Origin of the sequence: Bacillus sp. FSL E2-8868, assembly GCF_038005505.1 — a bacterium.
Lineage (GTDB): Bacteria > Bacillota > Bacilli > Bacillales > Bacillaceae_G > Bacillus_A > Bacillus_A mycoides.
In genome coordinates this window covers 1236565-1249695 of the sequence record NZ_JBBOTI010000002.1, presented here as the reverse complement: position 1 = coordinate 1249695, position 13131 = coordinate 1236565, and the positions used below count along the sequence as shown (strand labels likewise).

Genomic DNA, 13131 nt, shown 5'->3' with positions numbered 1-13131 from the left:
AAACTGTGTGAAGACAAATGTACATAAAATTGATAAGTGGGGGAAGTTAGGAACTTTTTTGTATCAATTTCGTTATACGGTAATTGTAGTATTACTACTACTTGCGATAGTGCTCGGAATTTTTGCTCCAAAACTTCCAGGAGTATTGGGCGGTGATGGTTTCCAAACAGAAGGGGATTATCAAAAGACGAAAGAAATTTTAGATAAAGATTTTAAGCAGTCTCAAGATACACTTTTACTCGTTTTTGAGAAGGAAAAGGATACTTCGCATGAGGATTTCCAAAAGCGTATAGAGGGGATAATAAATCAAATTGAAGAGAAAGAAAAATACGAATCTTTCCATCATCCAATGCAAAATAAAGAGATGCTACAAGATGGTATCGGTTATGCGACGATTTTATTTTCCGGGAAAACAAATAAAGAACGAATGGAAAAGACATTACAATTTGCCGGAAAAATCGAGAAGGAAAGTAATAGCGTATTAAAAGTAACACCGACAGGATATCCGAAAATTAATCAAGAGATTAATGAAAGAACGCAAAATGATTTAAAAGTAGCAGAGATGATTGGATTACCTATTGCTTTTCTCGTACTATTATTCTCATTTGGTAGTCTGATTGCGTCTATTTTACCGATTGTAAATGGCGCGCTTAGTGTCATTAGTACGATGGGGATTTTATATTTTATAGGTAGTGATAAAGAGCTATCTATTTTCGTGTTAAATGTTGCACCGATGATTGGACTCGCATTATCAATTGATTTCGCACTGTTATTTGTAAATCGTTTTCGAGAGGAAGTTGCGAAGAGAACAGTGAAAGAAGCGATAGCGATTACGTATCAAACGGCAGGGCGTGCTATCGTATTTTCAGGGTTATGTGTATTCGTCGGTTTATCAGGCTTATTTTTCTTTAAGATAGATTATATTCAGTCTGTTGCTATTAGTGGGATGATTGTCGTTATTATGAGCATTTTGTTTTCGCTCACACTTCTTCCGGCGTTATTATCTTTAATTGGTAAAAGGATATTAAAAAAGAATCAGGCGGCGCCTACCCCATCAAATGTATGGCGTAAATTTGCACAGTTTGTAATGAAACATCCAATCGTCATGATTATTGTTGTTACAACATTTATTGTTATTTGTTTATTACCGCTACGTACAGCTAACTTGCAGTTTCCTGGTGTTGAAGCGTTACCTGAAAAGAGTGATACGAGAGTTGCATTTGAGAAGTATGAAGAAGCCTTTAATAAAACTGTCCAAACACACGCTGATGTTACATTAGTAGTAGAGACGAAGAAAGATATAACAGAAAAAGAAAGTTTACAAAAGATAGAAGCTGTTGTTCAAAAGTTAAAAGACGATAAGCAAGTATATAAGGTGAAAAGTGTATATGACGGGCTAAATGGAATGAAAGCAGATCAAGTTGCTGGAATGTTACAGTCGCCAGAAGCTGCGAAAATAGCTCCTGTATTTGAAGCGTATACGAAAGGGAATAAAACAACAATGGAAGTCTTTTTGGATACTAAGCCAAGTACAGAAACCGCAAAACAATGGGTTCGTGATTTCAAAAAGAATTATAAAGAAAATGATGTTACTTATTATTTGGGCGGTATGACGACGTTCCAGCAAGAGTTAGAAGATGAAATTAAAGATAAAGTTGCAATTGGTATGTCTGTTATATTTGGATCAACCTTTGTCATTTTATTATTCGCATTCCGCTCTATACTCATTCCAATTAAAGCTATTATTATGAACGTACTTAGTTTAAGTGCAACAATTGGAATTGTTATTTGGTTATTTGAAGGTGGTCATTTCGGATTAGAAGAGAGTTCAGTTTTATTTGTATTACCAATCTTTATTTTCGGCCTCGTATTTGGGCTTAGCATGGATTATGAAGTATTTCTTATTTCACGTATTCATGAGCTTTATGAAGAAACAGGAGATAACGATCAAGCAACGTTAGAAGGACTTGTTTCGACAAGTAGAATTATTACGTCCGCCGCTTTAATTATGATTGTTGTTACCGGTGCGTTCGCCTTTACTGATATTTTACCAGTAAAGCAGATGGGGCTTGGGGTTGCATTAGCAATATTTCTTGATGCAACAATTATCCGTCTTATGCTCGTACCAAGTTTAATGAAATTGTTTGGGGATTGGAACTGGTGGCTACCATTTCGAAAGAAAAGAGAAAAATCATCGTAAAAAAAACTCATCTATAAGATGAGTTTTTTTTATGAATAGCAGGGCCCATATTTTGCGCATAGTATGTGATAAGAACATTACATACAAGTAGGTGAAGGCAATGTTTCGTTATTTTAAGTTTAAGCTAAATGATACAGTACAGTTTGCTGAAAACGATGGGCATATGTATCGCATTGTCGGTTATCGGTTAGAAAAAGGGTTTTACCCAAAAGATGAATGGACTCATATTATTTATGAACTACTTAGAGACTTTGACGGGTATACGATGGATGCGGAAGAAGAAGAAATTGTAAAAGTCATTCAAGTAGAGGATGAGTATTACAAAATACAAGAAGTATCGGGGTATCGTTATCCAGTAAAAATGAAGCAAAAGCAGCAAGTTATGAAAGGAGAGAAAATAGACGACTTATTAGATACGTACAACGACTATAAACGATTGGCGGATTTCTTTAAAGATTTGTTGTATGAACAAAAAGCTGAAGAAGTGTTGCAGGAGATGAAAAGGCTTAGAGCGTGAGGGGACAGTCGATTATAAGACTGTCCTCTATTTTTGACGGTGCATCAAATTATGTTTTCCGTTACAATGAGAGAATCAATAGAAATAAGGTGATTATAGTATGGAAACAAAGAAAAAGGGCGAATGGTGCGAAATTACAGTTCCAGCGACGTGGAATGGTATAAGTATTGAGTCGTTGTTAAAAATGGAATGGGAAGTACCAAAAAAGTTATTACATCAGCTTCGTATGGAAAAAGGTGTTACGGTTAACGGAGAACAAAGGAGATGGAATGAACTTTTAAAAGAAGGAGATAAGTTACAAGTTCATATGTTTATGAAGGAGGAGTACGGCGTAGAGCCGGAATATGGTGAATTAAATGTAGTGTTTGAAGACGATCACGTACTCATTGTAAATAAGCAGGGGCAAATGGATACACATCCTTCTGAAAAAAATGGGACGGGAACACTTGCCAATCTTGTTGCTTTTCATTTTCAAATGCAAGGTTTAGAGACGAAGGTTCGGCATATCCATAGATTAGATAAAGATACGACAGGTGGTGTTGTATTCGCAAAACATAGAATTGCGGGTGCAATTATGGATCGTTTATTAATGGAACGGAAAATCAAAAGAACGTATATGGCACTTGTTGAAGGAAAAGTAAAAAAGAAGCAGGGGACAATTGACGCGGCCATCGGAAGAGATCGACATCATGCTACAAGGCGCCGTGTTTCTCCAAAGGGAGACCAAGCTATAACGTACTATAAAGTAGAGAAATATTTTAAAAAACAAAATGCGACACTCGTAACGTTACAGTTAGAAACCGGTAGAACACATCAAATTCGCGTTCATATGAGCTATAATGGAAATCCATTAGTTGGGGATGTATTATATGGTGGGCAAACAACATATATGTCCGGGCAAGCGTTACATGCGATGAAGATTAATTTTTTGCATCCGATTACGAAAGAAGAGATCGTTGTTGACGTACCTTTCCCTACAAATTTAAACGATACAATGAAAAAATTTGAAAGAGAAAATAGGTAAAGTGTAAGTTTAAAGTTGAAAAAGGTAGATTTTTGCAGGGATTTCTCTGAAAGAGGCGAAGCCGTTAAGAGAAAAGAGAGGTGAGAATTACTTGATCAAATATAAATATATGCTAGGGATATTTTTCGCTTGTCTTTTACTTACTCTATGTATTTATCCATATTTACCAACTCGTATGGCAGTGCATTGGAACGAGAATGGTGGAGCGAACGAGTTTATGAGTAAACAAGTTGTCGCATTATTTATCCCTGTCCTTATTATTATTTTACATGGATTAGTATATGTTATTTTACATAATATATATAAGTTTAATGAAGGGGAGTATTTCATTATAAATGGATTTATAAAGAGTATTACTTTATTTATGATGTTTGTCCATCTACTAATTCTCTTTATTAATTTGGGAAGTATTATATCCTTTCAGACAGGACTAACGATTGGAATTAGTATGTTTCTTTTTATGTTTAGTAAAGTGTTTAAAAAGGTGAAGGATAGATAGAAAGAACCGATCAAATTACAAAAAATCCGTTTAGTTAGTAGGCGAATCTTTCAAGTGATGGCATGTAGCATATTATTTTCGCTGCTTTTGAGCCTGAAGTGGGGATTTTACTTGTTAATTAGTGTAATAAGCTGCGGGTCTATTTTGTTTATGTTCTACATTTTATACGCATACATATTAGAAAGCTATGAAACATAAAAAAAGAGTCTTCTCCTTAAAATGTACCCTATAGAATAGACACTGAAAAAAAGTCTATTCTATAGGGTATTTCTTGTATAATGAGAGAAAATTGGAATCGGAGAAGGTTTAAAATGACAAAAAAGCTATTTACAGAAAGAGACATTCAAATTCTATCAAATAACCCATATATAAAATCTGTAAGTCAGAAAGGTATCACTTATACAGATGAATTTAAGCGTATTTTTATTGAGGAGAATGCGAAAGGAAAACTACCCCGAAATATTTTTGAAGAATGTGGTTTTGATATAGATATGATTGGAATGAAACGAATTATGTCATCAGGAAGTAGATGGCGTGCTGCTTACAGAAAAAATGGTGTATTTGGTTTACGAGATACACGCACCGAAAACGCGGGAAGAACTCTTGAGAGAGAGCTTACGTTAGAAGAGAAGTATGCTCGTTTAGAAGCCGAACGGAACTTACTAAAGGCAGAAAATGAATTGTTAAAAAAGATCAAACTTATGGAAGGGAGGATGAGAAGGAAATAACGTTATCACCTAGTCAGAAATATATCCTGATTTGTTCTGTCATCATAAAATATAACTTAAGAAATATGGTGAGTTACTTGTGTAAAGTAGCTGGTGTATCCCGTTCGGGATACTATAATTATTTTTCCATTTCATCTCAAGAACAACGGAAACAAAAGAACGATCAAGATGAAATCGTGAAAGAAATCATATTAAAAGCACTTCGATTTAGAAATCGAAAGAAAGGGGCTCGTCAAATAAAAATGACATTGGCGGGTCATTTTCAAGTTGTCTACAATTTAAAGCGTATCCGTAGAATCATGAAGAAATATGAGATTGTCTGTCCGATTCGGAAAGCAAACCCTTATAAAAGAATGCTGAAAGCTTCAAAAGAACATCGAGTAGTGCCGAATCAATTAAATCGAGAATTTAAACAAAACACCCCAGGAAAAACACTTCTTACAGATATCACTTATTTAGTTTACGTTACGGTAAGAATAAAAGAGCTTATTTATCTACAATTTTAGATAGCTCAACCAATGAAATTTTAGCTTACCATGTTTCAGAACAGATGACATTAGACCTCGTAACAACAACTCTTCATAAACTAAAACGGAATAAGAGGATTCGATTGACTAACGGTGCATATATTCATTCAGATCAAGGAGCCCACTACACAAGCCCTACCTACCAAAAATTAGTCAAAAAGCTAAAGCTCGGACAATCTATGTCAAGAAGAGGAAACTGTTGGGATAACGCTCCACAGGAATCATTTTTTGGTCATCTGAAAGATGAAGCACATATAAAACCTTGCGAGTCTTTTACTGAGTTGAAACAAGAGATTAAGAAATATATGACGTACTATAATCACTATAGATATCAATGGAATTTAAAAAAGATGACTCCTGTTGGATACAGAAATCATCTCCTTGATGTTGCCTAACTTTTTTCAAAATGTCCTTTACAAAGGGTACAGATTACCTAGAAGACTCTCTTTTTATTTACTTCGTAATAAATTGTTGTGTCCAGTAGTTGCCGCTTTCTACATAGCCAACACCGATATGAGTGAAGCCACTATTTAAGATGTTTGCACGGTGTCCGGCACTGTTCATCCAAGCTTGTACAACTTCTTCTGGAGTACGTTGTCCTTGGGCGATGTTTTCACCTGCAGATTTATAAGAAATACCAAATTTCTTCATCATGTCAAACGGAGACCCGTATGTAGGGCTGTTATGATCAAAGTAGTTGTTTTTTTGCATATCTTCAGACTTAATGCGTGCTACTTTGCTTAATTCAGTATCGATTTGTAATGCTGATAAGCCTTGTTTTGTACGCTCTGCGTTTGTTAATTCAACAACGCGTTGTTCGAATTCGCTTAAAGATTTTGCTTCTTCAGCAGGCTTTTGTGTTTCGTTTTGAGTATTGTTGTTTTCAGCAGGTTTTTGAGCTTCTGGTTTAGCAACTTCTTCAGCAGGCTTTTGTTCAGCTGGTTTTTGAGTTTCCTCAGCAGGCTTTTGAGCTTCTGGCTTAGCTGTTGGTTGTTCAGTAACAACATTTTCAGTAGGCTGTTGACCAGGAATGAAGCAATCTTGTTGGAATTGTCCTTGGTTCCATTGTGCTAATGATTCAACTCCCATAGATTGTAAGAATGCTTGTAATTCTTGTTGGCTCATTTGCTTCATCATCATTTTTGAATGCTGAATATTTTGAACCTTTATGTTAGATGGTTGTACTGTTGCAGCTTGTGCATCTAAAGAAGATACTCCTAAAGTAAGAGCTGTTGCAGCAGCTACAGATAATAAAACACGCTTTTTCATGATGTGTGTCCCCCTATATAAAGTTTTAATTTGTTTTCACACGATTTGTTTTTGACAGCCTGTCTGACTGACCAATTCATCGTAGCATACAATTTGCGAGAAAAAAGATGGAAAAAAATTCATAGACTTAAAAATTTCCTAATTTATCCTAAGAGGAGGAAAGGGATGAAATAAGAGAAACATAGAGTATAAAAGGAATTTTTAGCATTTTTATACTTGGTTTTAAGAGGGGGTTTTTGGATAAATGTACCTATATTAAAAATGAAGAATCCTATTGTATCAATGATTTTAGCATTTTTTTGAGGAATATACTGGATGTATTTTTACAAAACTGTAATGTTTCTGTTGTTCTTTTTTATAATAAAGTAACATATTTTTAATGTTGTAGCGGACAAAAAAGCGGCTATCTCTTTACGTAGACGAAGGAGATAGCCGTTTTCCTATTATTACGTATGTTACGAGTTATTACGAGTTGGTTTCAATTGCTTCTAATAATAGATCAACAATGTGAATTCCTCTCATTTTATGAGAAAGACCTTCACGTTCAATACCTAGTTTCATTTGTAATAGACATCCAGGGTTTGCAGTAACAATTGTCGCTGCATCTGTTTCATGTACACGGTCCATTTTGTAATCTAGAAATTCCATTGATAACTCCGAATGGACAATATTATAAATACCAGCAGAACCACAGCAACGGTCCGCATCTTTCATTTCGCGGTATGTTGCGCCTTGAATGGCCTCTAGTAACATACGAGGTTCCGAAGATGTTCGCATAACATTGCGTAAATGACAAGAGTCTTGATACGTAATGATTTGCGGCGTGAGTCGTAAGTCATTACGTTTATGGAAATCTAGTTCTACTAGTATAGCAGTAATATCTTTAATTTTAGAAACAAATTGCTTTGCGCGTTCAGCCCATTTGGGATCATCTTTTAACAGATAATCATAGTCTACGAGGTAAGCTCCGCAACCACCTGCATTCGTAATAATATAGTCGATGTTTAAATCTTCGAATGCTTCTATATTTCGTTTTGCTAATTCTTTTGCTCCACTCTTTTCACCAGCATGCCCATGTAATGCCCCGCAGCAACTTTGTGTTTTCGGAATAACGATATCACAACCAGCTAACTGAAGAAGTTTCATCGTTGCGTTATTTGTTTCTAAAAACATCGTATCCATTAAACAGCCTGTGAAGAATGCAACTTGTTTCTTCTTTGCCACCTCAGCAGGTAAAAATTCAGGACGATCTTTCATTGCTTTCATTTTAGGGACTTTTGGCAAAACGAGGTCCATCGTTGCAAGTGTTTCAGGGAATAACTTCATAATACCTGTTTTATGTGTTAGCGTTTGTAAACCAGAACGCTGGTAAAATCCGATTAGTCCTGTTAATGTTCGCATTCGGTTTTGATGCGGGAATAGTCCTTCAAAAACAACTTTACGAACAGCTCTCACGGGCATGGAGAACTTTTTATTTTGATTAATAATATCACGAGCTTCTTCTAATAAATGTCCATAATTCACACCAGATGGACAAACAGGTTCACAAGCGCGGCAGCCAAGGCAAACATTTAATGTATCTTCAACATCTTCATCCGGCTCAATTAAACCATCAACGACGGCTTTCATTAAGGCGATACGTCCGCGTGGGGAATGTGATTCTTTATACCCAGATTGAATGTAAGTAGGGCAAGTTGGTAAACAAAAGCCGCATCGCATACAGTTTAGTAGTTCATCTTCACTTAATCGTTCTTTAAATTCCTTTTGAATGTTTTCTTTATTTAATGTGGTCATCGCTCAACCACCACTCTTTTACGAGAGTCTTTCGCGAACATCTTTCCAGGATTCATAATGTTGTTTGGGTCGAAGGCTTGTTTAATCCCTTGCATAGCAGCGATACCTTCTTTACCTAATTTCATTTCTAAATACGGAGCTTTCATTGCGCCAACACCATGTTCACCAGTAATCGTACCACCAAGCTCAATCGCTTTCGCAAATATTTCAGCAAAAGCTTGTTCGGCACGATGCATTTCTTCTTCATTACGGGCATCTGTCATACAAGTCGGATGCAAGTTACCATCACCAGCATGACCAAAAGTACAAATAGGAATATTATATTTCTTTGCAATTGCATTAATTGCTTCAACCATTGGAGCGATTTGTGAACGTGGTACAGTTGCATCTTCTAATATTGTTGTCGGTTTTAGTCTTGCAAGTGCTGATAGTGCACTCCGGCGTGCTGTACGAAGCGCATCTGCTTCGGCTTCATCTTTTGCAACGCGAACATCGACCGCATTCATAGCACGGCAAACGTTAGCCATTTTTTCGATATCTCGATTGACAACCTCGGGCGGGCCATCTTGTTCAATTAATAAAATTGCTTTAACGTCAGTTGGTAAACCGATTTGTGCAAACTCTTCTACAACTTCAATTGTTGGTTGGTCTAAAAACTCAAGTGTCGCCGGAATAATTTTATTTGCAATAATAGCAGAAACAGCTCGAGCAGCTTCGTTAATATCTTCATATAGCGCAAGCATCGTTTTCTTCGTTTCAGGCATAGGGACAAGTTTTAATATAGCTTCCGTAACAACACCAAGTGTTCCTTCAGAACCAATAAATAAACGAGTTAAATCATAACCAGCGACATCTTTTGCTAATTTACCACCAGTACGAATGATATCGCCGTTCGGTAAGACAAGTTCAAGCCCCATTACATAATCACGTGTTACGCCATATTTTAAACCACGTAATCCGCCGGAGTTTTCATTAATGTTACCGCCGATTGTAGAAATTTTCATAGAGCTTGGATCTGGTGGATAAAATAAACCTTTTTCTTCTACTGCTTTAATAATATCAAGTGTAATAACACCAGCTTGTACAGTAATTGTTAAATTCTCTTCGTCAATTTCTAAAATATTGTTCATATGGCGGAAAATAAGGACGATACCACCTTCAAGTGGACACGTTCCAGCGCAAAGATTTGTTCCAGACCCGCGAACGTATACTGGGATTTTATGAGTGTTACACACTTTTAACACGTCTGCTATTTCATTTGTATTACGAGGAGCAATGACTGCATCAGGCATCGCTTGGAAGTTTGGAGTGGCATCATAACTATAAGTTAAACGCCCCATATTGGATGTATCTACATTATCTTCGCCAACAATAGATACGAATGAATCAATAATTTGCTTTTCTAACATTGGAAATCCCCCTCAAACTGTTAACGTATTTCGTCATAATAAAAAACGTTGTAACAGTGCTTTCATTATAATGATAAAAAAGTTGGAGGATTCTTTCTATGTACAATCATCTAAAGATTAATCAATTTTATCGTTATTTTTTGTATGATTATCTAATAAGAGGAGTGCGAAGTATAAAACATTTAAATCTTTGAATTGTTTCGGGTCAAGTCCTGTATGTTCTTCAATCTTTTTTAGCCTGTAATGCAATGTGTTAATGTGTATATGTAATTGCTCAGCTGTCTGCTTATAAGATTGGTTATAATCGATAAATAAACGTAAAGTGTGCATAAGCTCAGGAGATGATACTAAGTTTTCAATGGTACGCTCTAGAAACTGTTCTCGAGTTTCAGTAGAAATATCTTGTAAACACATTTCTAAACGTAAATCTTCATTAAATACAATTTTTTTCGTTTCAAGTGATACTGAAAGGGCGCGTAATGCTTGTTCGTACGATAAGTTCATATTGCTTGGCGTAACTGTTTGTCCAATCCCGATATATAAAGTAATAGAAAATAAAGTTTCACAGTCTTGTTTTAACCGTTTTAAAAATTGAAAGGTTTGCTCTTTGGATTGGATTGTTGTAAACAAAATAAACCGATCATTTCCCCAGCGAACAAATAAATTTTCTTTTGCTAAAATGTTGCGCATATGTTGCCAAATTTTACGCTGGAGCATCGTATTATCTTGGGCGATTGATAATAAAATAAGTTGTTTCTTCTTATATAAATCAATGCCAAGCGTTTTTGCACGATCGAGAAAACTTGGAGACCAGTCTGTATTTTGAAGCCAATCAAAGACAAATGCTTCATAAGAACGGTGCTCAAGTTCTAGTTGTTCTAAAAAGTAGTTTTCATGAATTAATAATTCGGTCATCTTACGTAATATTTCTCCGTATTGTGAAATATTTTCAGGTTCTCCTGTAATTCCAATCACGCCGATTACTTCGTCATGGAATAGTAAAGGAAGGTTCATCCCAGCTTTTACACCTTGCAGTCGTCGTTCATCGTCTTTTGTAATAATGACAGTTTTCTTTTGTTTCGCACAGCGGAGTGCACCTTCATGAAATTGACCGATTCTTTCCGCATCTGTACTTGCGATAATAACGCCTTGTATATTAATAATAATAATGTTTTCAGTAATTAATCTGCGTACTTCACGTACAATTTTATTCGCTAAATCAGGAAAAAGCATAATTTACACACCTCAAATTCTATTTGTTGTACATTATATATGTAAGTTTATCCCGCATTAATGGGCAGTAAGACCCCCACCTCAAAATTCAGCGAAAGCAAAGAAGTTAGATGGGGGATCAACTGCCCATAAAAGCCCGATTGGTTCAACTAATAATCAGTGGTGGATGAAGAAAACCCCCACTGATTAAAGTTTCACTTTATTAATAAAGGAAGATTTCACATTTTCCACACATTTATTTGTTATTTTACAATTATAACGAAATCATCCGAAGATGGAGGGAATCTTTTGAGAAAGTATGTTTTTCTTCTCTGTTTTTTATTTCTATTAGTAGGGTGTCAAGGAAGTTCGTATACACCGATTGCTAAAGATAAAAGTGTTATTATAACAACGAATATAAAGGAAGGTAGTATTAGTTTTATTGATAAAAAAACAAAGAAGCTATTAACAACATGGGAATTAAATGAGCCGATTGCGGGGGTTACGCTACTTCCAAATGGTGAGGAAATACTTGTTTATGGTAAGCAATTAGAATATATGTATGTATATTCACTAGCAGAAGGAAGACAAGTGGACAAATATAAGACTGGAAAAGGAATTGCTAATGTTATCGCATCAGATGATGGAACACAATTATTTGCTGCCGATCAAAATGAACAAAAGGTAAGGTTCTTTGCGATAAAAGGAAAAGAGACAGGGAGTGTTTCAACAGGAAAAGGGCCGATAACGATGGTAGAGCATCATAACCAGTTATCTGTACTCAACTTTTATGATACGAAACTAACGACCATTGATACAAAGAAAAAAGAAGTGATACAGTCCTTTATGATTCCACCAGCATCAACAGGAGCAACGGTTAGCGCTGATGGGAAAGAAATATGGATTGGTGGACATGGTGATGGAAGTCAAGTGAATGAGAAAGTATTAGTGTATTCTTTACAGAGCGGAGAGATGATGCGTTCTTTACATGCTCCGTTTATGCCTGTGAATATAACAAAGGATGATAAGTATGTATATGCGCTAAGTCACGGTTCAAATACGCTTAGAAAGTTTGATGCAAGTACGTATCAAGAGGTAGGATTTGTAGAAGTAGGATCTAATCCATTTGCATTTTTGAAAAGCGGTGCAGAAGGATATGTAGCTAGTTATGATAGCGATGAAGTATGCGTAATGGATATGAAGAATATGAAAATAAAACAAACAATTAAAGTCGGAAAAGGACCGTTTCAACTCATAGAGAGAGAAGGGGAAGGACAATGAGTAAATATAACGTGCTAGTCGTAGATGACGAAAGTGATATGAGGCAACTTGTCGGAATGTACTTAGATAACTTCGGATACGAGTGGGGAGAAGCTGAAAATGGAAAAGAGGCACTTCGAAAATTAGAGACGGATCATTACGATTTCGTTGTACTAGATATTATGATGCCTGAGATGGATGGGCTTTCAGTTTGTAAAGAGATTCGAAAAACGTCGGATGTACCTATTATATTTTTAACAGCAAAAGGTGAAGAGTGGAATAGGGTGAACGGCTTACGTATGGGAGCAGATGATTATATTGTAAAACCATTTAGTCCCGGGGAACTAATTGCTCGTATGGAAGCTGTTTTAAGACGATATACAAAGCAAGAACAGCAAGAAGAGATTCAATTTGGACCGATTCTTATTAATGAAAAAAGTAGGAGGGTCGAGACGAATGGTGAGACGATTCCTCTTACGGTAAAAGAGTTCGATTTACTATATTTTCTTTGCCAACATAATGGACAAGTATTTAGCCGGGAACAATTGCTTGAAAAGGTGTGGGGATATGATTATGCAGGAAGTACAAGAACGGTAGATACGCATGTGAAAACGATGCGTCTAAAGCTAGGAGAAAGTGGAAACTACATTCAAACCGTTTGGGGTGTAGGTTATAAATTTGAGGTGTAACGT

Annotated in this window: 9 protein-coding genes and 2 pseudogenes; 7 read left to right on the top strand and 4 right to left on the bottom strand. The window is 36.0% G+C overall.

Annotated elements, in window-relative coordinates; translation table 11 throughout:
- Nucleotides 1-7 precede the first annotated feature (7 nt).
- The 5 genes and pseudogenes from NSS74_RS17315 to NSS74_RS17295 all read left to right on the top strand — a co-directional run bounded on the left by NSS74_RS17315 (nt 8) and on the right by NSS74_RS17295 (nt 5890).
- Complete coding sequence (locus tag NSS74_RS17315) at nt 8-2200, top strand: MMPL family transporter (RefSeq protein WP_340814006.1); 2193 nt, start codon at nt 8-10, stop codon at nt 2198-2200.
- Nucleotides 2201-2300: 100 nt separating this feature from the next.
- The gene (locus NSS74_RS17310; protein WP_012260583.1) at nt 2301-2717 is read left to right on the top strand and encodes a hypothetical protein; all 417 of its coding nucleotides are present in this window, start codon (nt 2301-2303) and stop codon (nt 2715-2717) included.
- Nucleotides 2718-2817: 100 nt separating this feature from the next.
- The gene (locus NSS74_RS17305) at nt 2818-3741 is read left to right on the top strand and encodes an RluA family pseudouridine synthase (protein ID WP_340814004.1); all 924 of its coding nucleotides are present in this window, start codon (nt 2818-2820) and stop codon (nt 3739-3741) included.
- Between the two features lie 91 nt (nt 3742-3832).
- Nucleotides 3833-4438, top strand: a pseudogene (locus NSS74_RS17300) (DUF1648 domain-containing protein).
- Nucleotides 4439-4551: 113 nt separating this feature from the next.
- A pseudogene (locus NSS74_RS17295) lies at nt 4552-5890 on the top strand (IS3 family transposase).
- Nucleotides 5891-5948: 58 nt separating this feature from the next.
- On the opposite strand, the gene NSS74_RS17290 reads toward NSS74_RS17295, so the two are convergent.
- The 4 genes from NSS74_RS17290 to NSS74_RS17275 form a co-directional block, all read right to left on the bottom strand.
- Complete coding sequence (locus NSS74_RS17290) at nt 5949-6764, bottom strand: CAP domain-containing protein (RefSeq protein WP_107886980.1); 816 nt, start codon at nt 6762-6764, stop codon at nt 5949-5951.
- Between the two features lie 465 nt (nt 6765-7229).
- Complete coding sequence (locus tag NSS74_RS17285) at nt 7230-8558, bottom strand: (Fe-S)-binding protein (RefSeq protein ID WP_002086860.1); 1329 nt, start codon at nt 8556-8558, stop codon at nt 7230-7232.
- The gene (gene glcD, locus NSS74_RS17280) at nt 8555-9967 is read right to left on the bottom strand and encodes a glycolate oxidase subunit GlcD (protein WP_002030532.1); all 1413 of its coding nucleotides are present in this window, start codon (nt 9965-9967) and stop codon (nt 8555-8557) included. Before glcD ends, NSS74_RS17285 begins: the two co-directional genes overlap by 4 nt.
- Before the next feature lie 117 nt (nt 9968-10084).
- The gene (locus NSS74_RS17275) at nt 10085-11200 is read right to left on the bottom strand and encodes a CdaR family transcriptional regulator (protein ID WP_002140915.1); all 1116 of its coding nucleotides are present in this window, start codon (nt 11198-11200) and stop codon (nt 10085-10087) included.
- Nucleotides 11201-11488: 288 nt separating this feature from the next.
- Between NSS74_RS17275 and NSS74_RS17270 the strand changes: the two genes are divergently transcribed.
- Entirely contained in the window at nt 11489-12460 is a 972-nt protein-coding gene (locus tag NSS74_RS17270) for a YncE family protein (protein ID WP_002030528.1), read from the top strand.
- The gene (locus tag NSS74_RS17265) at nt 12457-13128 is read left to right on the top strand and encodes a response regulator transcription factor (RefSeq protein WP_002126137.1); all 672 of its coding nucleotides are present in this window, start codon (nt 12457-12459) and stop codon (nt 13126-13128) included. Before NSS74_RS17270 ends, NSS74_RS17265 begins: the two co-directional genes overlap by 4 nt.
- Nucleotides 13129-13131: the final 3 nt, after the last annotated feature.